Source organism: Parahoeflea alexandrii, assembly GCF_027214025.1.
In the GTDB taxonomy this organism is placed as follows: Bacteria; Pseudomonadota; Alphaproteobacteria; order Rhizobiales; family Rhizobiaceae; genus Hoeflea; species Hoeflea alexandrii_A.
In genome coordinates this window covers 377,688-398,736 of the sequence record NZ_JAPWHB010000005.1, presented here as the reverse complement: position 1 = coordinate 398,736, position 21,049 = coordinate 377,688, and the positions used below count along the sequence as shown (strand labels likewise).

Here is a 21,049-nt window from a genome sequence, read left to right as displayed (position 1 = left end):
CTTCAGGCCGGTTTCTGCCGCTTGCGCAGCTTGTAGGTGAGCGCCAGGGCGATGCAGTGCGCAAGCGCTTCGCGATCCGGCGCGGCGTCGGCGGCAATCAGAATGGCGCGGTTGCCTTCATAGTTGAGAGCATCGGGATAAAGGTCCCGGAACTCGTCGACCAGATTGGTGTGGCAGATGAACATCAGCGCCAGGCCGCCATCGTTGCGCTCAGCGATCCGGACAGAACTGCCGACATTGCGTCTGGCCGGGGTAAAACTCTGTTCGCCCCATTTGAGGCTTTCCTCCAGCGGCCCGATCTCCGGTGTCGCCGCGGCGACCCGACGGATCATGGACTTGAGGTCGTCAGGGGTCACGCGGGACGCACCAGTGCATTGCGCAGGGTCTCGATCTCGTTGCGGCAGCAGCAGCCCTCGAGATGGTCGTTGACCAGTCCCATCGCCTGCATGAAGGCGTAGACCGTCGTCGGGCCGACAAAACTCCAGCCGCGTTTTTTCAGGTCCTTCGAGATGCGGGTTGATACCGCCGTCGTCGGGTTGGCGGTCAGGGTGGCGTAATCCACCGTTTCGGGCCGCTCGTCGGGGCCTGGCTCGTGGGACCAGAAATAGGCAGCAAGAGAACCGAACTCCTCCACCATCTCGATGGCGCGGGCCGCATTGTTGATGGTCGAGACGATCTTGCCGCGGTGGCGGACGATGCCCTTGTCGGCGACCAGCCGCTCGATATCCGCCTCGTCAAAGCGGGCGACCTTGCGGAAATCGAAGCCGGCAAAGGCGGCGCGGAAATTTTCGCGCTTGCGCAGGATGGTGAGCCAGGACAGGCCGGACTGAAAACCCTCCAGACAGATCTTCTCGAACAGCCTTGTGTCGTCTGTCACAGGCCGGCCCCACTCGGCATCATGATAAGCCAGATAGTCGGGGAGATTGCCGGGCCAGAAGCAGCGGGTGCGGCCGTCTTCACCGGTGATCAGGCCGTTTTCATGCGCCATGGAACCGCTCGTCATCATGGTTAATCGGGAATCAAGGGCAATTAAGCGGTCGTTCACCGCGTTTGGCAAGGCGGCGATAACCCTAAGAAGAGGTTTCCACGCAAACGGGCATTTTATTGACGCGGATTCACCAATTGATTCCACCGCTGCCGCAGCATGAATCCCGGAAGCCAGGTCCATCGGCGCGTGCCGGCAATGGAGCCTCGCGTAATCAGACGAAAGGTATTTGGTGCGTCCGATGAAACAGCTTGCTCTTCTTCTCCTGTCCGGCGCGGCGTTGAGCCTTGCCGCGTTCTCCTCCCCAACCAATGCCGGCGACCGCTATGGCCAGCGTCCGCCCGTGGTGCTGAGCCCGGATCTGACAGCCCCCTGGGTGATGCAGCTTGGCGGCCAGGCGGCACCGCGTGGCGGTATCGTCTACCGGACCCAGCCGAGAGCCGCGCGCCAGGCGGCAACCCAGCCACGGATGCAGCGGGCCGAGCCTCGCCGGGTGACCAACGTGTCGCTTGCCGCGCCGCGGGTGAAACCGAAACCGGCAAACCAGATCGATCCGCGCTTCCTGCCGCAGACTGTCTCCTATACCGGCAGCGAGAAGCCCGGCACGATCATCATCAACACCAGCGAGCGGCACCTCTATTACGTCATGGGTGATGGCCAGGCGCGGCGCTACGGCGTTGGCGTCGGCAAGGAAGGCCACGCCTGGAGCGGCACCGAAAAGATCAGCCGCAAGGCGGAATGGCCGGACTGGCGTCCGCCGGCGGAGATGATCAAGCGGGTGCGCGAAAAGGAAGGCCGGATTCTGCCGGTGCACATGGTCGGCGGCCCGGAAAACCCGCTCGGTGCGCGGGCACTTTATCTCGGTTCGACGCTGTACAGGATCCATGGCACCAACCAGCCCTGGACAATCGGCAAGGCCGTCTCGTCCGGCTGCATCCGGATGCGCAATGAAGACGTCACTGAACTTTATGAACATGCCAAGGTCGGCGCCAAGGTTATCGTGATGTGATCACCGTCTGATTTGCGGCCAATATTATAGCAATACGTAGAGCCCGGCCCGGCATACCACCGGCGCCGGGCATTTCATTTTTCTTTAGAACCGGTTGCCGTTTTAACCTTTCAAACGGTTGATCCCATGCGAATCGATGGTACCTTTGTGACCGAGCGCTAAAGTATGAACGAGGGGAAACCATGACATTGCCACGCTTTTCAACCCGATTTGCCATCATTGCGGCCAGCGCCCTGGCATTGCTTGTCGCGCCAGCGCAGACGGATGCATCGGCCATGCCGCGTTCCGCCGCGCCCGCAGCATCCGGCACGACCTTGCCGGTCGTTCAGGTGGCGCAGTCGAAGAAGCCGAAGCCTGAGTTCATGCGCAAGAAGGTCAGGCTCAAGACCAACGAGAAGCCCGGCACCATCATCATCGATACCAGCACCAAGTATCTCTACTATGTTGAAGGCAAGGATCGCGCCACACGGTATGGCGTCGGTGTCGGACGCGAGGGCTTCGGCTGGTCGGGAACGGTCAAGGTCGGGCGCAAGGCGGAATGGCCGGACTGGCGTCCGCCGGCGAGCATGATCGCACGTGAGCGCCGGAAAGGCCGGAACATTCCATCCTACGTGAAAGGCGGGATCAACAACCCGCTCGGCGCACGGGCCATGTATCTCTACAAGGGCGGACGCGACACCATTTTCCGCATCCATGGCACCAATCAACCCTGGACCATCGGCCTGAACATGTCGTCGGGCTGCATCCGGATGATGAACGACGATGTCAAGCATCTCTATGACCGCGCCGGCGTTGGCTCCAAGGTGATCGTGATCGGGCCCAACGGCGAGGGCGCCGAGAAGCATTACACCGATCGCGGGATGGACCTCTTCGGGACCCTGTTTGGCGGCTGAAGCCGGTCCAGGCTCCAAGACAAACACCAAATGCACAAGGCGGCGCGCGAAAGGTGCCGCCTTTTCATTTGTCAGATGGCTGCCCGCTCAAGCAGGTTCAGCCCGGTCGAGGCGATGTCACTCCGCGGCTTGCAGTGACCGGGCCTTCGTCCCGGCACTATCGGGCAGGCCCGCGGGCTTCTCGCCGCCATAGACCCAGTCAAGCAGCTCAACCGTGTGGATGATCGGGATGTCGGTTCCGCCGGCAATCTGGGTCATGCAGCCGATGTTGCCGGTTGCGATCAGGTCCGGGTTTGTGCGCTCGATGTTCTTGACCTTGCGGTCGCGCAACGTCCGGGCGATCTCGGGCTGCATGATGTTGTAGGTGCCGGCCGAACCGCAGCACAGATGGCCTTCCGGCGGATCCTTGACGGTAAAGCCAGCCGCCTTCAATAGCGCCTTGGGCTGGGTGGCAATCTTCTGGCCGTGCTGCATCGAACAGGCCGAGTGATAGGCTACGACCATGCTGGCGCCATTGACCGGGGCCGGCATCTCGATGCCTGCCAGATACTCGGTGATGTCCTTGGCAAGCTCGGAGACGCGGGCCGCCTTTGCCGCATAGGCCGGATCCTCGCGCAGCATGTAGCCGTAGTCCTTGATGGTGGTGCCGCAGCCCGAGGCGGTGATGATGATGGCATCGAGTCCGCCATTGTCGATCGCCCGCGTCCAGGCATCGACATTGTTGCGCGCCGCATCGAGCGCATCATGCTCGCGGCCCATGTGATGGACCAGCGCGCCGCAGCAGCCCTCGCCTTCGGGCACCACCACCTCGACGCCGATCCGGTTCAAGAGGCGGATCGTCGCCTCGTTGATGCCAGGCTTGAGCACCGGCTGGGCGCAGCCGGTGAGGATGGCGACCTTGCCGCGCTTTTCACCTGTGCCGGCATGGGACCCCGGCATTGCATATTTCGACGGTTGAGGCACGGAAGCCGGGGCAAGCTCCAGCATCGCCGCCATCGGCTTGAGGCCCGGCAATGCCTTGAATAAGGGCGCGAACGGCCTGCCAAGACGGGCGGCATGGAGCGAAGCGCGGAAACGTCCCGGATAGGGCAGCACCAGCGCCAGCAGCCCGCGGGTGATGCGGTTCATCAAGGGCCGCTTGTAGGTCTTCTCGATATGGGCGCGGGCGTGGTCGACCAGATGCATGTAATTGACGCCGGAGGGGCACGTGGTCATGCAGGCCAGGCACGACAGGCAGCGGTCGATATGGGTGACTACCTGCGCATCAGCCGGGCGGTTGTTTTCCAGCATGTCCTTGATCAGGTAGATCCGGCCGCGCGGGCTGTCGAGCTCGTTGCCGAGCGTGACATAGGTCGGGCATGTCGCGGTGCAGAAACCGCAATGGACGCATTTCCTGAGAATCTTCTCGGATTCGGCGACACCGGGATCAGAGAGCTGCTCGGCGGTAAAATTGGTCTGCATGTCGCGAATTCCCTGGAATCTTCAGAAGTATGTGCCGCCGGCCGGAACGCGTGTCTCTCAGAGCAGCCAGCTTTGCGGATTGTCGATGGGTTCGTTGCGTCCGAGCTTCTGCAACCCGACCACGGTGCGGATGATGACCCAGAGTGCGACCAGAAGCATGGTCAGCATGCCGATCACGACAATCATCAGCAGCGCGCTGACAAAGGCGCCAAGCATTCCGAGCCAGAAGGTGCGGATCGCCCAGGTGTAATGGCTTTCGAGCCAGGCTTCAGATTTGCCGCGATTGAGATGGGCCAGCACGATGCCGACAAGTCCGGTCACTCCGATGACGAAACTTGCGAGATACAGGATGTAGATCACCTGCAGATTGGTCTTGCCGGGCTCGAGCCAGCGGTCGGTCTGGCGGGGTTGGGGGGATTGATCCGGATTGCTCATTGCCTGCTCCTTGTTCGGAAGAGTTTGCATTTCCCTAAAAGTCCGAAAGACTATCACATTCCGACGGTCATGCGTCCCGGATTGAGCACACCGGCCGGATCGAACTGATCCTTGATCCGCCGCGCCAGGGCCTCAAGCGGCTTTGGCTGCGGCTCGAACACCGGAACGGAGGCACGGGTGGCGGCATCCGCCCGGACAAGGGTGGCATGGCCACCGCCCAGCGCCTTGAGGTACTGGCGAACCAGATCGGCTTCCGAGTCGGCTTCCATGCGCAGCCAGACCAAGCCGCCCTGCCAGTCGTAGAAGGCATCGACGCCGGTCTTGAGCCGCAGGGCCGCGACCAGCTGATGGCCGGCGGATGGCGCCACCGACACTTTCCAGACAGGCTTGCTGGTGCCATCCGCGAAAGGCGTCACGTCCCGGATATCGCGCCAGAGGCCGGCGGAGACATCGCCTTCCAACACCGATATCGTGCCTCGGCGGCTCATTTCCGCGACCAGCCGTCCGGTGCGCACCTCGACCGAGGGGGTCAGCCCCTCAAGCCGCAGAACCGTTGCCGGGCCGCCCTTCAGACTGCCGCCGGCAAATTTGTTGATGACGCTCTCGGGCAGGTGCGCCGCTCCGGAGACCTCGACCGACATCGCAAGTGCGGCGGCCATGGCTTCGGCGGCTTCGGCATCGTTGAGCCCGGAGACGGCGATGGTGACGGCCGTTTCCGGCCGCGGCAGCACCTTGAAGATGACTTCGCTCAGCACCCCGAGCGTGCCCCAGGAGCCGGCCATCAGCTTGACCAGATCGAGGCCGGTGACGTTCTTCATCACCCGGCCGCCGCTCTTGACGATTTCGCCGGAGCCGTTGACGAAACGGACGCCCAAGAGATTGTCGCGCGCCGCGCCTGCGGAAATCCGGCGCGGGCCGGAGACGTTTCCGGCAAAGACGCCGCCTATGGTCGGCTCGCCGCTGGCGGCAAGAAGCGGACGATGATCCATCGGCTCGAAGGTCAGCATCTGGTTGTTTTGCGCCAGCGCCGCCTCGATTTCGGCGAGCGGCGTGCCTGCGCGGGCGGCCATCACCAGTTCGGAGGGATCGTAATTGGTGATCCCGCTCAACCTGGCCACCGACAGAACCGAGGAGGATTGCACGGGACGGCCGAGATCGAGCCGAGTGCCGCCTCCCCTGACCTCGATGGGACGGCGCGCCTCGCTCGCCTCGAGCACGATCCGGGCGATCTCTTCCTCGCTGCCGGGATACTGGATATCGGTCGTGCTCATGCTGCTGTCCTGTCATCGCCGGCAGCACTCTGGTTGCCCGGTTGGGAGCCGTTTCGGCGATCGAGCGGAAACACCTTGGATGGATTGAGGATCCATTTCGGATCGAAGGCAGCGCGCACCCGCATCTGCTGGGCCAGATCGGCATCGGAATACTGGTGACGCATCAGATCGCGCTTTTCGATGCCGACGCCGTGTTCCCCGGTCAGGCAGCCGCCAGCATCGACACAGAGCTTGAGAATGTCATTGCCGGCCATCTCGGCCTTCAGGCTTTCTTCCGGATCATTGGCATCGAACAGGATCAGCGGATGCATGTTGCCGTCGCCGGCATGAAACACGTTGGCGACGCGCAATCCGTAGCGGTCGATGATCTCGGAGGTCTTCTCGAGCACATGCGACAATTGCCCGAGCGGCACGGTGCCGTCCATGCAGATATAGTCGGCGATGCGGCCGGTGGCGCCAAAGGCCGACTTTCGACCTTTCCAGATCAGCGCGGCCTCGGTGGCAGACTGACTTTCCTTGATCGTCTTGACGCCGTGCTTGCGGGCGATCTCGATGATGCGTTCGAGCATGGCATCCATCTCGGCATCGGAGCCTTCGACCTCGACGATCAGCAGCGCCTCGACATCCATCGGGTAACCGGCATGGGCAAAGGCCTCGCAGATCTCGATGGCCGGCTTGTCCATGAATTCGATGGCGACCGGAATGATGCCCGCGCCGATGATGTCAGTGACGCAGGCGCCGGCGGCAACCGAGCTTTCAAAGCCGAACAGAACCGGGCGGGCGCCCTCGGGCTTGGCGATCAGCCTGACGGTCGCCTCGGTGACGATGCCGAGCTGGCCTTCCGATCCGCAGATCAGGCCAAGCAGATCGTAGCCCGCCGCGTCCAGCGCCTTGCCGCCAATCTCGACAATGGAGCCGTCGAACATGACCATCTTGACGCCAAGCAAATTGTTGGTGGTGACGCCGTATTTGAGGCAATGGGCGCCGCCCGAATTCATGCCGATATTGCCGCCGATGGTGCAGGCCAGCTGCGAGCTCGGGTCGGGGGCGTAGAAGAAACCGTCGGCATCCACCGCTTGGCTGATGGAAATGTTGGTGACCCCCGCCTGGACGACAGCCGCCCGGTTGGGGAAGTCCACCTCGAGAATGCGGTTGAGCTTGGAAACACCGATGACGATGGCATCCTCCTGCGGGATCGCACCTCCGGACAGCGACGTACCCGCCCCGCGCGGAATGACGGGGATCGCATTGTCGTTGCAGTATTTCAGAACCGCCGCGACCTGGGCCGTAGTTTCGGGTAGAACAACGGCGAGAGGCATGCGCCGGTAGGACACAAAGGCATCCGTGTCGAAGGGCACAAGTTCACGCTCCTCGGTTATCAGGCAGCTGTCGGGCAGCAGGCCCGCGAGGTCGGCAATGATCGCGGGACGGCGGTCAATGACCGCACGGTCAGGCTCCAGAAAAGCAATCAACTCCGACATGGCTTCCTCCCTCGCATCTCGAACCAGCGCCAGAAGCACAAGGATCGAGCTCAAACTGGTATTTTTTGTTTACCACTTAAATTGCCTTTCGGCAATGCGGTTCACATCGCACCTCGGAATCCCATATGAGGAAACGGCGATCACTCTGTAAACCGGATGTGACGCAGAAATGATCCGCGACGGCAATGTTTGCGTATCAACAGGAATGACGTTCTCACAGGGGAGAGACGATCCGGCATGAACAATCTGGGAGACCTGGAGATTTTTGCCCGCGTGGTGTCCGCCGGGTCGATGTCAGCGGCGGGGCGGGAACTCGGGCTGTCTCCTGCCGTCGTGTCGAAACGGCTGCGCCGTCTCGAAGACCGGCTCGGCACGCGCCTGATGCAGCGCACCACCCGACAGATTTCGCTTACCGAAGCCGGCCAGGGTTTTTACGAGCGCGTGGTGGCGATCCTGGCAGGCATCGAAGAGGCAGAAGCGTTTGTCTCGCGCAGATCGGCGCTGGCGCACGGCGTCCTGAAGGTCTCCGCCCCGACCTCATTCGGACGCATGCATATTGCGCCCCATATCAACGCCTTCATGCAGGCCAATCCCGATCTGGGCGTCAATCTGATGTTGCGCGACGAATTCGTCGATATCGTCGGAGATGGCTATGATCTGGCGATCCGGATCGCGGAATTGAGCGATTCAAGCCTGGTTGCGCGAAAACTTGCACCGGTTCGGCGTATTCTGGTGGCTTCACCGGACTATCTCAAGCGGCATGGAACACCGCAAACCATAGAGGATCTCGACCGCCACATCTGCCTTGCGCCGCACAACAACGACTCCTGGAAACTCGAAGGTCCTCCGGGCCAGATGCTCCATCGGCCCCTCGGACCGTTGCAGACCAATTCCAGCGAAGTGGTGCGCGAAGCCGTCATTGGCGGCGTCGGCATCGCCTTGCGCTCGACATGGGACATCGGCGCCGAACTCGCCGACGGCCGGTTGATCCAGGTGCTGCCCGCCTACGAAGGGTCGCGCAATGTCGCCATTCACGCGGTCTATGCAAGTCGCCGGTTTCTGCCGGCCAAAGTCAGGCTGTTCATCGACTATCTGGCGGACCTATACGGTCCCACGCCCTACTGGGACACCACCCAAGCCGAAAGGTAAGTTCACAGCAACGGGTTCCCAGGCCGGCCTTCGCAAAGGACACCACCTGCAAGTCAGGAAAGCCCCCTTGAGCGGACACTGGCGAGCTTCATGCGACGTTCCGGCGAGCAAGCCAGCAGTCGCGGACCCTATCGTTTCCGGGGCGGGCAACCTAAACTTGTCGCAAAGTGGATAAAAATATTGACCACCTTTCCCGACACTTGATACGCTCCCGCCGAGCACTCAGCGGGAAACGTAATGGCCACAGACATTTTTGCACGGATCGAGCACAGCCGGACAGCTGATGAAGTGGTTCATCAGATCGAGGTTCTCGTGCTCGAGGGCATCTTGCGCGTTGGCGACCGGCTTCCCGGCGAGCGGGAGCTCGCCAAGCAATTCGATGTCTCGCGGCCGATCCTGCGGGAAGCGCTCAAGGTTCTCGAAGGACGGGGCCTGCTCAACACCCAGCATGGCGGCGGCACGTTTGTCGCCGACGTCATCGGCCAGGTTTTCACCCGGCCGGTTATGGAGCTGATAGCGCGGCATCAGAAGGCGACGCTGGATTATCTTGAATACCGCCGCGAGATCGAAGGCGTCACCGCCGAGTTCGCCGCTCGGCGCGCCACGGAAGCCGACAAGGCGCTCCTGACCCGCATCATCACGTCGATGAAAGCCGCTCACCAGAAAGACGACTTCGAGGAAGAAGCAGAGATCGATGTCGAATTTCACAGCGCAATCGGCGAGTGCGCGCACAATATCATCCTGCTGCATACGCTCAGGTCCTGTTACCGACTGCTGGCCGAGGGCGTGTTCTACAATCGCGCGCTGGTCTACAACCTGCCGGGCGCGCGCGACCAGTTGCTGGCTCAACATATCGCCATCTACGACGCGGTCATGGCGGCAAATCCGGACGCGGCGCGGCGCGCGGCCCAGGCCCATATCGATTTCGTTTCGAGGGCGATGAAAGATGCCGAGCGCTCGGGCGACTGGGAGCGCGTGTCGAAACTGCGCCTGCAGCAGCGTGCCCCGAATCTTTCGAGTCCAAGCAAACCATCAAAGCAAAAACAATCGGAGGCGGCAGAGTGACGTCAAGCGAAGCTAAGGCTGTGCGGCAGCCGCGTGTGGGCCTTTTTGCGACCTGCCTGGTCGATCTGTTCCGGCCATCCGTCGGCTTTGCCAGCGTCAAGCTGCTGCAGGATGCCGGCTGCGAAGTGCATGTGCCGGTGGCGCAGACCTGCTGCGGCCAACCCGCCTACAACACCGGCGACAGGGCGGACACGCGCGAGATCGCCGAACAGGTGATCGAGGCCTTCGAGGGTTTCGATTTCATCGTCGCGCCGTCGGGATCCTGCGCCTCGATGCTGAAAAAGCACTATCCCGGACTGTTTGCAGGCGATGCCGCCTGGGAAGAGCGAGCCACGGCCTTTTCCGGCAAGTGCCATGAACTGATATCGTTTCTTACAGACGTGATGATGGTGCGCGATACCGGGGCGGCGCTTGAAACAAAGATCACCTATCACGATTCCTGCTCGGGGCTGCGTGAGCTCGGTGTCAAAGAGCAACCGCGCAAGCTCTTGGGCAATGTCCGCGGCGTCGAGGTTCGCGAAATGACGGATTCAGATGTCTGCTGCGGCTTCGGCGGCACCTTCTGCGTGAAGTATTCCGACATCTCCAACGCCATCGTCACCAAAAAGGTCGGCAACATCGATACATCCGGCGCCGACATGCTGCTGGCCGGTGATCTCGGCTGCCTGATGAACATGGCCGGCAAGCTCAAGCGCCAGGGATCGGACGTCGAGGTGCGCCACGTCGCCGAGGTGCTGGCGGGCATGACCAGCCAGCCGCCGATCGCCGGCTCCGGCAAGTAGGCGGAACAGGAGACAGCCGATGGAACTCACCGCCAACAAGTTCAAGGCAAACGCCTCAAGGGCGCTGGTCGACGCGCAATTGCAGAAGGCGCTCGGCAACGTGGAGAAGGGCTTTATCGGCAAGCGCCAAATGGCCGCCGACGCCCTGCCGGAATTCGATGCGCTTCGCGACAATGCCCGTGATATCAAGAACCACGTGCTGGCGCATCTCGACCTCTATCTCGAGGAGTACGAGCGCAAGGTGCTTGCGGCCGGCGGCCATGTCCACTGGGCCGAGACGGCGGAAGACGCCCGCCGCATCGTGCTCGAGATCTGCAAAAAGGCCAATGCCCGCACCGTGACCAAGGGCAAGTCGATGATCACCGAGGAGATCGCGCTCAACGATCACCTTTCGGCCAACGGCATCGAACCGGTGGAAACCGACCTCGGCGAATACATCATCCAGCTACGCGGCGAACATCCGAGCCACATCATCGCGCCGGCGGTACACCTCAACAAGGAGCAGGTCGAAGGTGATTTCCGGCGGGTGCACACGCATCTGCCGGCGGGCCGGGATCTTAGCGAACCGGTCTCCTTGCTGAGCGAGGCGCGCGAAGTGCTGCGCCAGCGCTATTTCGCGGCCGACGTCGGCATCACCGGCGCCAACTTCCTGATTGCCGAGACCGGCACCTCGGTGATCGTCACCAATGAGGGCAATGGCGATCTGACCCAGACACTGGGCAAGGTGCATGTCGTCGTCGCCTCGATCGAGAAGATCGTGCCGACACTGGAGGACACGTCGCAGATCCTGCGCGTGCTGGCACGCTCGGCCACCGGGCAGGACATGAGCGTCTACACCACGTTTTCCACCGGGCCGAAGCGCCAGGAAGACCCGGATGGGCCGGACGAATATCACGTCGTGCTTCTGGACAATGGCCGTTCGGCGATGCTCGGCACCGAGTACCAGGACATGCTGCGCTGCATCCGCTGCGGCGCCTGCATGAACCATTGCCCGGTCTATCACGCGGTCGGCGGCCATGCCTACGGATCGGTCTATCCCGGCCCGATGGGCGCGGTTTTGACGCCCTCGCTCAACGGCATCGACGAAACCGGGCAACTGCCCAATGCCTCGACCTTCTGCGGACGCTGCGAAAGCGTCTGTCCGATGCGCATCCCCCTGCCGAAGATGATGCGGCACTGGCGCGAGCGCGAATTCGAGCGCAATCTGACGCCCGCGGTTGCGCGCTATGGCCTGAAGGCCTGGGCCTTCTTCGCCAAGCGGCCGAAGCTCTACCGGCTCGCCGCCTCCTTCGGCATGCCGCTGCTGTCGCTGTTCGGCGGCACCTCGCGGCGCTTCCGCTCGCTGCCGTTTGCCGGTGGATGGACCCGACATCGCGACCTGCCGGCGCCGGAGGGCCGCACCTTCCTGCAAGCCTGGGCACAGCGCGAAGCGTTGAAGCAGGAGGCCGGACAATGAGCGCGCGCGACACGGTGCTGGGCAAGATCCGGGCGTCCATGCGGGTGCCTGCTTCCGACGACGTGCGCCGCAAGACGGTCGCCGACCGGCTGGAAAGCACACCCACAGGCGTCATTCCCGCCCGGGCGAAATTGCCAAAGGCCGGACAGGTCGACCTGTTTTGTGCCATGGCCGAGCAATTCGGCGCGACCCTGGCACGGGTCAGCGACTACAAGGCGGTTCCGGCGGAAGTCGCCACCTATCTGAGGTCACGCAACCTGCCGGCCGAAATCCGGATGGGCGCCGACAAGCGGCTGAAAAAGGCCGGCTGGGAAGCCGAGAAAAATCTCGAAGTGCGTCACGGCGCCTCCGATGGCGGCGATCTGAGCGGCGTCAGCCACGCCATGGCCGGGATTGCCGAAACGGGAACGCTGGCGCTGGCTTCGGGTCAGGACAACCCGACCACCATCAATTTCCTGCCCGAGCACCATATCGTGGTGCTCAAGGCCAGCGACATAAAGGGCGACATGGAAAGCGTCTGGGCGATGCTGCGCAAGGCGCAGGGCAAGGGCGAAATGCCGAGAGCCTTCAACCTGATCACCGGTCCATCGCGTTCCGGCGACATCGAACAGACCATCCTGCTCGGCGCGCACGGGCCACGGGCGCTGCATGTCATCGTGGTCGAGTAGGCAGGCCCGCTAGCCTTCAAGCCGGGCGGCGACGTTTTCGCGAAAACCCCGATGAGACTTGCGGCTGAAAGCTTCCGCCCAACCTGGTGCAAGCCGCGGCAATCGAGCCAGAACTGAAGCCGTTTCCGGGGCGAGTCCGGGATCGAGCCGGGCGCGTGTGACGCGTTCAACGGTCCAGCCCGGATTGGGGCACTCCAGACGCAGGATCTCGTCACCGATCCGCACGGTACCAGGCTCAATCACGCGGTAATACCAGCCGGTTCGCAAGGTCTGCTGAAACAGGGCGGCCATGGTCTTCAAACCCGTATGGGCATTGAGCTTCCAGCAAGGCTGGCGCCCCTGGGATATTTCCACGACCGCTGATCCGAGTTTGAGTCTGTCGCCGATACACAGATCACTCTCCGTCATCCCGGTTGTCGAGATGTTCTCGCCAAACCGGCCGGGCCCGAAGCCATCGACAGAGGGGCCCAGTTCCGACCGCCATGTTTCGTAGTGCTCCGCGGCATAGTGATGAACCGCCTTCTCGACGCCGCCGTGAACCGCAAGATCGGCCTGCTGGTCATCTGTAAAACCGGTTTCCATGAGAGCCTGTGGAGCCTCTGTCAGCAGCTTGCCTATTGCCGAGGCGGGCTTGCCTGGCCAGAGCTGGCGGACCTGGCCGACAAAAAGCCCGGTTACTGTGGCTCGAAGTTCGGGTTGCACGGGCATCACGCGGGCTCCTGTTCGTGGCAGATCTGGTCCGTCTCCGCCGGCTCGAGATCGACCTTGAGCAGGTGGCAGTAGCCGGCGGACCCGCGGCGTTCATGATGGCGGCACAGGCGGCACAGGCCGAAGGACCTGCCGCCCTGCACGGCAAGCAAGGTACGCAGAACATCGCCCAGTCCCTGCTCCAGCGCCTGCACCCTGTCGGGGGGCAGGCTGGCGATCGCTTTGTCGAGCGCTTTTCCGCTCATGGCCAGGTCGCGCCCTTCGGCTGTGACTGAATAGGAGATGCTGCGGCGGTCGTTTTGCGAACGCGCTTCGGTCACCAACCCCTTACGCTCGAGCGCCCGCAAAGTCTGCGACACAGTGCCTCGGGTGGAACCGGAAAAGGCGGCAACATGCGAGGGCGCGCGCGAAAACCGATTGGCATTGGAGAGGTAGCTCAGCGCCGCCATCTGCGCGGGGTTGAGCTCTCCAGCCCAGTCTTCCGATTCGGAAAGCCGGGCAAGCCGCTCGATCAAGGCACGGATCTGATTGTGATGATGGGTAATCATGACGACAATAATAGCGACTCGAAATAAATCTTGCAATAGTTTCGACTCGCTACTAATGGAGGTTTGTCAATCTGAAAGGAGACCCCCATGAAATCACTTCTCATCTTTGCCCTGAGCGGACTGCTCACCAGCGCGGCACATGCCGACGATACCCACGCAATCAGCCAGAACGGTGCGATCCAGTCGAAAGCCGATACCAGCACAGCGGCACCGTTCGACATTCTTGCAGCCCATGTTCACAGGTCCGGCAGTTCGGTTACGTTTCACATGACAACGGCAGGGACAGCCGGGGCGGACAAGCCCTCGGCAGTCGGTGCGCTTGCCGGCGCGCCGGTCTGGTCCTATGTCTGGCCGACTTCGCTCGATCCCTCCAAAGTGGGTTTTGAAGGCGGGACAGGCATTCTGGCGCTTGCTGCCACCAGCCATCCGGATTTCGACGACACACCGCTTTATGACGAGAACGGCGACGGCGACATGGCAAACGACGGCGCCGGTTGGCACAGCCATTGGGTGGTTCTGACCCCAAACGCGGCTTGCGGAGCGGGGGCATTGTCGGTTCGCGACATCGGAGAGAATGAGGCGCCGGAGCTGCCAGCGACGTGGCCGGGGCTACCCCTTTTCATCGACAGTCCCGGCTTCAATCCGGTGTTTGATGGTCCGGAAATAGCCATCACGGTCGAGCTGGCGGATCCCGGCGCAGTTGCCGGGGCGTCGTTTGACGGCGTAACTGCGGCGCTGAAGGTCAATGCCGACGTGCACGCACCGCTGCTTTGTGTGACGGATCTGTTTGACATCGCTTCGGGAGACCTCAGTCTGCCTGGCGGCGTCGAATAGGCTTCTCAGACCCTGCCCGGACCCGCACCAGGGTGCCTGCAGCAAACAGGTGCGGGTCCAGGGATATTGACGCTCGCGAAAATTTCCTGCTTGCTCCGAATTTTCCACTTCGGAGCAAGCAGCCATGCCAGTATCACTCGAACATTTTGCCGCTTTCATTCTGGCCAGCGTCATCCTGCTGGTCATTCCCGGTCCGACCATCATCATGGTGATCAGCCAGGCGCTGGCGCATGGCCGCAAGGTGGCGTTAGCCAGCGTACTGGGCGTCGGCCTCGGCGACCTGCTGGCGACGTCGCTGTCGATTGCCGGCGCAGGCGCGCTGCTGGCGGCGTCGGCCTCGCTGTTTCAGGCGCTGAAACTGATCGGCGCGGTGTATCTCGTCTGGGTCGGTTACAAGATGTGGCGGACCCCGGTCACGATTCCCGACATGTCCGAAGCCACAGTGCCGGAAGCGTCGGGCGAGACGGCAACCATCTTCCGCGATTCCTTCCTGATCACCGCGCTCAACCCGAAAGGCATCCTGTTCTTCGTGGCCTTCGTGCCGCAATTCATCGACCCCGCCCTGCCCTATGTGCCGCAGGCGGCCACCTATGTTCTGACCTTCACCGCGCTGGGCATTCTCAACGCGGCCATGTTTGCGCTTGCCGCGGCAGGCGCCCGGCAGACGATCCGCCGTCCGGCGGTGATGAAGGTTGCGATGCGCACCGGCGGATCGCTGTTGATGATGGCCGGCGTTGCCGCCGCATTGACACGGCGCGCGAGCTGAAATGGGCCTGCAGAACAGGGTCGATCCGGGCGGAGCCATCTGTTTTTCCTCCGCGCGCGGAGAGTTCTTCGGCAATCGCGGCGGCGCGCTCCACTCTGCAGACCAGCGCATTGTGCGAACCCAGAAAAGCAGGTCCTGGATTGTCTGCCTCTTGGAATTCAAGGGCCGGCGGAGGGCGCTGATGCAACCCGGACGCTACACCGAGCTGTTCTTCCTGGACGAAGTGACCGCGCTCGCCGCAGGACACAGGCCCTGCTTCGAGTGTCGGCGGAAAGATGCGCTCCGGTTTGCAGAAGCAATCGGCAGATCACAGGGCACCGAACCTCCAATAGCACCGGTAATGGACAAGATGCTCGATGCAGAGCGCCGGCGCAGCGCCGATGATCCCGCCCGTCTGCTCACCCCGAGCGCCGCCGCCGCACTTCCCGATGGGGCCATGATCCGGCAAGGCGACAAATTCCACTCGGTGCGCGGGGGAAAGCTGCTGCCCTGGTCCTTCGAGGGCTACGGTACGCCGGTCAGTTTCGAAACGCTCACCCCGGCCCCGATATATCTCGCTACACCACCTTCGACCGTGGCCGCACTTCGGCAAGGCTATCTTCCGGCCTTCCATTCCCGCGCCTGGAAGCCCGCCACTTGATCTTCACAACGGCTTGGGCAAGAAGACGGGAATGCGTGCAAATTACAAACTTCAACGCCTGTTTCTGGATCTGCCGCTTGCCCCGGGCGCGAGTTTACCGCTTGGCAAGGAACAGGCCCATTACCTGCTGACAGTTCTGCGGTTGCAGGATGGGGCGCAGGTAATGGTCTTCAACGGTCGCGACGGCGAGTTTGGCGCAACGCTGCGGCCGGAAAGCAGGAAATCCGCGAACCTGGAAATCGGCGCGCAAACCCGCGAACAGGCTCCGCAATCGCGGCTGGACTTCCTGTTCGCGCCGCTCAAGGTTGGCAGGCTTGAGTATCTCGTGCAGAAGGCCACGGAAATGGGCGTGCGCAGGATTACGCCGGTGTTCACCGATCACACCCAGTTGCACAAGGTCAACGAGGGGCGGCTCGAAGCCAACATTCTCGAGGCTGCGGAACAATGCGGCAATCTCGCCATCCCGGAGCTGGGGGAAGCCGTCAGGCTCGAGACCCTGCTGTCCGGCTGGGATCCGGCGCGCCGGATCATCTTCTGCAATGAAAGCCAGGCGGGCAACAACCCGGCCGGGATCCTGTCCGCCATCACGGAGCGCGATCTCGCGCTGCTGGTCGGCCCCGAAGGTGGATTTTCCGAGCGGGAACGGGAGATGCTGACCGCCCTGCCCTTCGTCACGCCGATACCGCTCGGACCGAGGATCCTGCGCGCCGACACCGCCGCAGTTGCTGCTCTGACCGCGGTTCAAATGACCATCGGCGACTGGTAGGAATTTTCCGGGATGTCCGGATCAATCTTCTTTGATGCACCGATCAGGGATTTTCGCTTGCAAGACAGACCGTTTCCGGTCCAATCAGCGTCGGATACGTGGTTGCCGATCACGCAATTGATATGACGATAAAGGGCCGGATATGGCACGCGACACCACCGACGACACCCCGATCAGCTCGGTTGACGAACTGGCGGGCTGGATGGCTGCAGGCTGCAAACCCCAGGAAAAGTGGCGGATAGGCACGGAGCACGAGAAGTTCGTGTTCTACACCGATTCCCACGAGCCTGTTCCCTATGAAGGTGATCGCTCGATCAAGGCACTGCTTGAAGGCATGGCGATGATGCTTGGCTGGGAACCGATCATCGACGCGGGCAAGATCATCGGCCTTGTCGAGCCGACCGGGCACGGCGCCATCAGCCTGGAGCCGGGCGGACAGTTCGAACTCTCCGGCGCGCCGCTCGAAACCATCCACCAGACCTGCCGCGAATCGAATGCGCATCTGGCGCAGTTGCAGGAAATTGCCGAACCGCTCGGCATAAGGTTTCTCGGCATGGGCGGCAGCCCGGCGTGGTCTCTGGCCGAGACGCCGAAAATGCCGAAGTCGCGATACGACATCATGACCCGCTACATGCCGAAGGTCGGCAGCCAGGGACTCGACATGATGTACCGGACCTGCACGATCCAGGTGAACCTCGATTTCTCCTCCGAAGCCGACATGCGGCGGAAGATGCAGCTCGGCATGAAGCTGCAGCCCCTGGCAACGGCGCTGTTTGCCGCCTCTCCCTTCACCGAAGGCAAGCCCAATGGCCTGGTGTCCTGGCGCGGCGATATCTGGCGCGATACCGACAACCAGCGTTCCGGCCAATTGCCATTCGTCTATTCGGACGATTTCGGTTTCATGGATTATGTCGAATGGGCGCTTGATGTGCCTATGTATTTCGTGTTGCGCGACGGGCGCTATCACGAGGCCACCCATGTCACCTTCCGCCAGTTCATGAATGGTGCGCTGAAGGGCGAACTTGATCAGCCGATGCCGACGATGGGCGACTGGACCAATCATCTGGGAACGCTGTTTCCCGATGCCCGGCTCAAGCGCTTCATCGAGATGCGCGGCGCTGATGGCGGACCGTGGAGGACGATCTGCGCGCTGCCGGCGTTCTGGGTCGGCCTGCTTTACGATGAAAGCGCGATCGGTGAAGCGCTCGAACTCGCCCGCAACTGGAGCCTCGAGGACGTCAACGCCCTGCGCGATACGACGCCGCGGGACGGCCTGAACGCCAGGATCAATGGCCAGTCGCTGCGCGACATCGGGCGCGAGGTGCTGGGCATTTCCCGCCGCGGCCTGATTAACCGGGCGCGGCTGAATTCCGAAGGCAATGACGAGAGCCATTTCCTCGCTCCGCTTGAGGAATCCATCGCCCGCGGCACCACACTGGCCGAGGAAATGCTGGCGCTCTACAACGGCCGCTGGAACGGTTCGGTCGACCCGGTTTTCGAAGATTACGCCTACTGAACCGGGCCACATGGCATAAGCGACCCGGTTCCTACGAACAAGAATGCCGCCCTAGGCACAGGGCTTCGGGCGGTATAGTCTTTGCCAAAGCCTTTCGGGGCGATGGAGGAGAGACCTGGTCCGATGATGCCGCTTTACGACATGATGATGAATGCCCAGAACGGCGACGCCATGCAGGCCATGGCCCGGCAGTTCGGCTTGAACCAAAGCCAAATGGAGCAGGCGATGGCCGCGCTGATGCCCGCCTTTTCCACGGGCCTGAAGCGCAACGCTTCCAACCCAATGGACATGTCAAATTTCCTGTCCGCGCTCGCCAGCGGCAATCACGCCCAGTATTTCGAGAACATGCAGAACGCCTTCAGCCCGCAGGCGATGCAGGAGGGCAACGGAATTCTGGGCCACCTGTTCGGCTCGAAGGAGGTCAGCCGCGCGGTGGCTGCCCAGGCTGAAGCGGCAACGGGCATCGGCCAAGAAATCTTCAAGCAGATGCTGCCGATCCTGGCCACTACTATAATGGGCGGCCTGTTCAAGCAGGCGACAGGACAGGCTTCCGGCCAGACACAGGCCAACGCCACGGGCAGTTCCAATCCGATCGGGGACCTGATTTCCGAGATGATGCGCCAGGGCATGGGCGGCGGCCAGCCGAAACCGGTGCCCAAGGCCTCGCCAATGGACAATCCGCTCGGACAGATCCTCGAGGGCATGTTTGGCGGTGGGGCGCAGCGCCAGGCGCCGCAAAGTGGCGGCAACCCGTTCGGCGACAATCCGCTCGGACAGATCTTCCAGGACATGCTCGGCGGGGCCATGGGCGGCGCGATGGGCGGCGGCCAGACACGGGAGACGCCGGAGCCGGAGCAGCAACCCGATCCGGATCTGATGCCATCGGGCCGGAAACGCAATCCATACGACGACCTTTTCGGCCAGATGTTCGACGCCGGCAAGGAAGTGCAGCAGGGATACCAGAAGAATGTCGAATCGATCTTCGACCAGTATCTTCAGGGCATGAACCGGTCGCGATAGATCGGGCATAAAAAACCCGGCCGCGCGAACCGGGATAGTTCAGGCGACGGCCGGGAAAAGGCGGAACACAGGGCAGTGTCCCGCAGGGGACCTTGAAATATGCGTCTAGCGGTAGCTGTTGCGGCGAGCACGGCGCGCCAGTTCAGCGGTCGGATCTGCGTTGAATGGCATGGATTTGCCAAACTGGAGATCATCCCGGGTCAGGCCGATATCCGACAATTCATGATCAGAGAGCTGATCCAGCTTCCCGGCCACGCGTCGATTGCGAAGCGCGCGTACCAGTGCTTTCACGTTGCTCGATGCGAAATGCATGGCATTCAGGAAAACCGGAGCGACGCTCAAAAAGCGGGCAGACGTCCGGACGGCAGCAGAACTGCGGACGTTCATTGTCTTCATCCTTGATAAAACTCGCCGACTGATCTTCGGGCCGGCGCGAACCGAACTTGCAAATCCTGTTTCTCAAAAAACGATTGATCATACCAGCGAATGTTTCTAATCCTTATCATCAGAACTATTGATAGGAGCCCGAGATGCCCGCGCCACTTGATATCGATCAGCTGCAGACCTTCGTGGCGATCGTCGACACCGGGAGTTTCACACGCGCCGCGGACAAAGTGTTCAAGACCCAGAGCGCGGTCTCGATGCAGATGCGCCGGCTGGAGGAACGGGTGGGCAAGTCATTGTTCATTCGCGACGGCAGGCTCAACCGGCTGAGCGAAGACGGCGAACGCATGCTCGGCTACGCGCGCCGCATCATCCGGCTCAACAATGAGACCATCGCCGCCTTCGACGATCACCAGCTCGAAGGCTCGATCCGGATCGGCACGCCGGACGACTATGCCGACCGATACATGCCGGCCATCATTGCCCGCTTCGCCAAGACCAACCCGAATGTCGAACTCTATATCGAGTGCGAGCCTTCGAGCGAGCTTGCGGCCCGGCTGGCGCGCGGCGAACTCGATGTGGCGCTGGTGACGCACAATCCACGGGAACGGACATCGGAAGTGGTGCGCACCGAGCCGCTCTACTGGGTGACATCGATGAACCACACCGTGCACGAGGACGCGGTGGTGCCGCTGGCAGTCGGACGCCGGTCCTGCAACTGGCGCAACATCGCCTGCACGGCGCTGGATTCGGCCGGCCGCGACTACCAGGTGCTGTTTACCAGCTGGTCGGCAACGGTGGTGGCTTCGGCTGTGCTGTCGGGTCTTGCGGTTTCGCTGCTGCCCGAATGCGCGGTCCGTCCGGGAATGCGCATCCTGTCGCCTGCCGACGGGTTTCCCGCGCTTCAACCGGCGCAGATCGGCCTGATGAAGCGGCCGGGCGCTCCGGCGGCGCTGGTCAATGCCATCTGCGGCCATATCGCCGCCAGCCTCGACAACATCACCCCGGTGGGCGCCGAGGAGAAGCCGATTTCCGCCGGTTCTGGCTCCTCGTCGCGCCGTGATTCCCGCGGGCGGCCGGACATCGCAGCGATGCCGGCCTGGTGAATGCGAAGCCCCGCCATGCCCGCGGCCAACGCAAGTGCATGACGGTTCATGCAGAGACACCATACCCGAAAGATCGATGCATCCTTACATTGCAGTGATTCTCGGC

At 62.3% G+C, this 21,049-nt stretch carries 23 protein-coding genes; 14 read left to right on the top strand and 9 right to left on the bottom strand.

Annotated features, from left to right (window positions below):
• Positions 1-2: 2 nt before the first annotated feature.
• Positions 3-356: a DUF1801 domain-containing protein gene (locus O4H62_RS18275; RefSeq protein ID WP_269390031.1), complete on the bottom strand. Its 354-nt coding sequence runs from the start codon at positions 354-356 to the stop codon at positions 3-5.
• Positions 353-988 (bottom strand): DNA-3-methyladenine glycosylase I, encoded by a 636-nt coding sequence (locus O4H62_RS18270; RefSeq protein WP_269390030.1) that lies wholly within the window; start codon positions 986-988, stop codon positions 353-355. Before O4H62_RS18270 ends, O4H62_RS18275 begins: the two co-directional genes overlap by 4 nt.
• 238 nt (positions 989-1,226) lie before the next feature.
• Here O4H62_RS18270 and O4H62_RS18265 point away from each other — a divergent pair, with 238 nt between their 5' ends.
• Positions 1,227-1,994, top strand: a complete 768-nt coding sequence (locus O4H62_RS18265; RefSeq protein ID WP_269390028.1) for a L,D-transpeptidase — start codon at positions 1,227-1,229, stop codon at positions 1,992-1,994.
• A gap of 182 nt (positions 1,995-2,176) precedes the next feature.
• Entirely contained in the window at positions 2,177-2,887 is a 711-nt protein-coding gene (locus O4H62_RS18260; RefSeq protein ID WP_269390026.1) for a L,D-transpeptidase, read from the top strand.
• Between the two features lie 117 nt (positions 2,888-3,004).
• On the opposite strand, the gene glcF is transcribed toward O4H62_RS18260, so the two are convergent.
• From glcF to O4H62_RS18240, 4 genes are read right to left on the bottom strand one after another with little or no spacing between them, the layout of a single operon-like run.
• Complete coding sequence (glcF, locus tag O4H62_RS18255) at positions 3,005-4,348, bottom strand: glycolate oxidase subunit GlcF (RefSeq protein ID WP_269390025.1); 1,344 nt, start codon at positions 4,346-4,348, stop codon at positions 3,005-3,007.
• Positions 4,349-4,405: 57 nt separating this feature from the next.
• Positions 4,406-4,783: a DUF4870 family protein gene (locus tag O4H62_RS18250; RefSeq protein ID WP_269390023.1), complete on the bottom strand. Its 378-nt coding sequence runs from the start codon at positions 4,781-4,783 to the stop codon at positions 4,406-4,408.
• Between the two features lie 53 nt (positions 4,784-4,836).
• The gene (gene glcE, locus O4H62_RS18245; protein WP_269390020.1) at positions 4,837-6,054 is read right to left on the bottom strand and encodes a glycolate oxidase subunit GlcE; all 1,218 of its coding nucleotides are present in this window, start codon (positions 6,052-6,054) and stop codon (positions 4,837-4,839) included.
• Complete coding sequence (locus O4H62_RS18240; RefSeq protein WP_269390014.1) at positions 6,051-7,535, bottom strand: FAD-binding oxidoreductase; 1,485 nt, start codon at positions 7,533-7,535, stop codon at positions 6,051-6,053. Before O4H62_RS18240 ends, glcE begins: the two co-directional genes overlap by 4 nt.
• Positions 7,536-7,772: 237 nt before the next feature.
• Here O4H62_RS18240 and O4H62_RS18235 point away from each other — a divergent pair, with 237 nt between their 5' ends.
• The 5 genes from O4H62_RS18235 to O4H62_RS18215 all read left to right on the top strand — a co-directional run bounded on the left by O4H62_RS18235 (position 7,773) and on the right by O4H62_RS18215 (position 12,655).
• The gene (locus tag O4H62_RS18235) at positions 7,773-8,684 is read left to right on the top strand and encodes a LysR family transcriptional regulator (protein ID WP_269390011.1); all 912 of its coding nucleotides are present in this window, start codon (positions 7,773-7,775) and stop codon (positions 8,682-8,684) included.
• Between the two features lie 237 nt (positions 8,685-8,921).
• Positions 8,922-9,749: a FadR/GntR family transcriptional regulator gene (locus O4H62_RS18230; RefSeq protein WP_269390009.1), complete on the top strand. Its 828-nt coding sequence runs from the start codon at positions 8,922-8,924 to the stop codon at positions 9,747-9,749.
• Positions 9,746-10,531, top strand: a complete 786-nt coding sequence (locus O4H62_RS18225) for a (Fe-S)-binding protein (protein ID WP_269390007.1) — start codon at positions 9,746-9,748, stop codon at positions 10,529-10,531. Before O4H62_RS18230 ends, O4H62_RS18225 begins: the two co-directional genes overlap by 4 nt.
• Positions 10,532-10,550: 19 nt before the next feature.
• Positions 10,551-11,987 (top strand): LutB/LldF family L-lactate oxidation iron-sulfur protein, encoded by a 1,437-nt coding sequence (locus O4H62_RS18220; protein WP_269390005.1) that lies wholly within the window; start codon positions 10,551-10,553, stop codon positions 11,985-11,987.
• Positions 11,984-12,655, top strand: a complete 672-nt coding sequence (locus O4H62_RS18215) for a LutC/YkgG family protein (protein ID WP_269390003.1) — start codon at positions 11,984-11,986, stop codon at positions 12,653-12,655. The genes O4H62_RS18220 and O4H62_RS18215 overlap by 4 nt, the downstream gene beginning before the upstream one ends.
• 9 nt (positions 12,656-12,664) lie before the next feature.
• On the opposite strand, the gene O4H62_RS18210 is transcribed toward O4H62_RS18215, so the two are convergent.
• On the bottom strand, positions 12,665-13,363 hold the full coding sequence (locus O4H62_RS18210; RefSeq protein ID WP_269390002.1) for an MOSC domain-containing protein: 699 nt from the start codon (positions 13,361-13,363) through the stop codon (positions 12,665-12,667).
• Positions 13,363-13,911, bottom strand: a complete 549-nt coding sequence (locus O4H62_RS18205; protein ID WP_269390001.1) for a MarR family winged helix-turn-helix transcriptional regulator — start codon at positions 13,909-13,911, stop codon at positions 13,363-13,365. The genes O4H62_RS18210 and O4H62_RS18205 overlap by 1 nt, the downstream gene beginning before the upstream one ends.
• Positions 13,912-13,998: 87 nt before the next feature.
• Here O4H62_RS18205 and O4H62_RS18200 point away from each other — a divergent pair, with 87 nt between their 5' ends.
• From O4H62_RS18200 to O4H62_RS18175, 6 genes are all read left to right on the top strand, one after another.
• Positions 13,999-14,745 (top strand): hypothetical protein, encoded by a 747-nt coding sequence (locus O4H62_RS18200; protein WP_269389999.1) that lies wholly within the window; start codon positions 13,999-14,001, stop codon positions 14,743-14,745.
• A gap of 124 nt (positions 14,746-14,869) precedes the next feature.
• The gene (locus O4H62_RS18195) at positions 14,870-15,511 is read left to right on the top strand and encodes a LysE family translocator (protein WP_269389998.1); all 642 of its coding nucleotides are present in this window, start codon (positions 14,870-14,872) and stop codon (positions 15,509-15,511) included.
• Between the two features lie 181 nt (positions 15,512-15,692).
• Positions 15,693-16,151, top strand: coding sequence for a hypothetical protein (locus O4H62_RS18190; protein ID WP_269389997.1), 459 nt, complete (start codon positions 15,693-15,695; stop codon positions 16,149-16,151).
• 31 nt (positions 16,152-16,182) lie between these two features.
• Entirely contained in the window at positions 16,183-16,917 is a 735-nt protein-coding gene (locus O4H62_RS18185; RefSeq protein WP_269389996.1) for a 16S rRNA (uracil(1498)-N(3))-methyltransferase, read from the top strand.
• 142 nt (positions 16,918-17,059) lie between these two features.
• Entirely contained in the window at positions 17,060-18,433 is a 1,374-nt protein-coding gene (locus tag O4H62_RS18180; RefSeq protein ID WP_269389995.1) for a glutamate--cysteine ligase, read from the top strand.
• Between the two features lie 123 nt (positions 18,434-18,556).
• Positions 18,557-19,453 (top strand): DUF937 domain-containing protein, encoded by an 897-nt coding sequence (locus tag O4H62_RS18175; RefSeq protein ID WP_269389993.1) that lies wholly within the window; start codon positions 18,557-18,559, stop codon positions 19,451-19,453.
• Between the two features lie 105 nt (positions 19,454-19,558).
• Here the strand turns inward: O4H62_RS18175 and O4H62_RS18170 are convergent, their stop codons facing one another.
• A complete protein-coding gene (locus O4H62_RS18170; protein WP_269389991.1) occupies positions 19,559-19,840 on the bottom strand; it encodes a DUF1127 domain-containing protein in 282 nt (93 codons plus the stop codon).
• A gap of 143 nt (positions 19,841-19,983) precedes the next feature.
• On the opposite strand from O4H62_RS18170, the gene O4H62_RS18165 reads away from it, so the two are divergent.
• On the top strand, positions 19,984-20,943 hold the full coding sequence (locus O4H62_RS18165) for a LysR substrate-binding domain-containing protein (RefSeq protein WP_269389989.1): 960 nt from the start codon (positions 19,984-19,986) through the stop codon (positions 20,941-20,943).
• Positions 20,944-21,049: the final 106 nt, after the last annotated feature.

Excerpts from the sequence above, each read along its gene's own strand:
- O4H62_RS18230 (WP_269390009.1), top strand. The coding sequence starts at position 8,922 with ATGGCCACAGACATTTTTGCACGGATCGAGCACAGCCGGACAGCTGAT.
- O4H62_RS18220 (WP_269390005.1), top strand. The coding sequence starts at position 10,551 with ATGGAACTCACCGCCAACAAGTTCAAGGCAAACGCCTCAAGGGCGCTG.
- O4H62_RS18200 (WP_269389999.1), top strand. The coding sequence starts at position 13,999 with ATGAAATCACTTCTCATCTTTGCCCTGAGCGGACTGCTCACCAGCGCG.
- O4H62_RS18205 (WP_269390001.1), bottom strand. The coding sequence starts at position 13,911 with ATGATTACCCATCATCACAATCAGATCCGTGCCTTGATCGAGCGGCTT.
- glcE (WP_269390020.1), bottom strand. The coding sequence starts at position 6,054 with ATGAGCACGACCGATATCCAGTATCCCGGCAGCGAGGAAGAGATCGCC.
- O4H62_RS18215 (WP_269390003.1), top strand. The coding sequence starts at position 11,984 with ATGAGCGCGCGCGACACGGTGCTGGGCAAGATCCGGGCGTCCATGCGG.
- O4H62_RS18240 (WP_269390014.1), bottom strand. The coding sequence starts at position 7,535 with ATGTCGGAGTTGATTGCTTTTCTGGAGCCTGACCGTGCGGTCATTGAC.
- O4H62_RS18265 (WP_269390028.1), top strand. The coding sequence starts at position 1,227 with ATGAAACAGCTTGCTCTTCTTCTCCTGTCCGGCGCGGCGTTGAGCCTT.
- O4H62_RS18185 (WP_269389996.1), top strand. The coding sequence starts at position 16,183 with ATGCGTGCAAATTACAAACTTCAACGCCTGTTTCTGGATCTGCCGCTT.
- O4H62_RS18175 (WP_269389993.1), top strand. The coding sequence starts at position 18,557 with ATGATGCCGCTTTACGACATGATGATGAATGCCCAGAACGGCGACGCC.
- O4H62_RS18180 (WP_269389995.1), top strand. The coding sequence starts at position 17,060 with ATGGCACGCGACACCACCGACGACACCCCGATCAGCTCGGTTGACGAA.
- O4H62_RS18270 (WP_269390030.1), bottom strand. The coding sequence starts at position 988 with ATGGCGCATGAAAACGGCCTGATCACCGGTGAAGACGGCCGCACCCGC.
- O4H62_RS18250 (WP_269390023.1), bottom strand. The coding sequence starts at position 4,783 with ATGAGCAATCCGGATCAATCCCCCCAACCCCGCCAGACCGACCGCTGG.
- O4H62_RS18235 (WP_269390011.1), top strand. The coding sequence starts at position 7,773 with ATGAACAATCTGGGAGACCTGGAGATTTTTGCCCGCGTGGTGTCCGCC.
- glcF (WP_269390025.1), bottom strand. The coding sequence starts at position 4,348 with ATGCAGACCAATTTTACCGCCGAGCAGCTCTCTGATCCCGGTGTCGCC.
- O4H62_RS18165 (WP_269389989.1), top strand. The coding sequence starts at position 19,984 with ATGCCCGCGCCACTTGATATCGATCAGCTGCAGACCTTCGTGGCGATC.
- O4H62_RS18210 (WP_269390002.1), bottom strand. The coding sequence starts at position 13,363 with ATGCCCGTGCAACCCGAACTTCGAGCCACAGTAACCGGGCTTTTTGTC.
- O4H62_RS18190 (WP_269389997.1), top strand. The coding sequence starts at position 15,693 with ATGCAACCCGGACGCTACACCGAGCTGTTCTTCCTGGACGAAGTGACC.
- O4H62_RS18260 (WP_269390026.1), top strand. The coding sequence starts at position 2,177 with ATGACATTGCCACGCTTTTCAACCCGATTTGCCATCATTGCGGCCAGC.
- O4H62_RS18170 (WP_269389991.1), bottom strand. The coding sequence starts at position 19,840 with ATGAACGTCCGCAGTTCTGCTGCCGTCCGGACGTCTGCCCGCTTTTTG.
- O4H62_RS18195 (WP_269389998.1), top strand. The coding sequence starts at position 14,870 with ATGCCAGTATCACTCGAACATTTTGCCGCTTTCATTCTGGCCAGCGTC.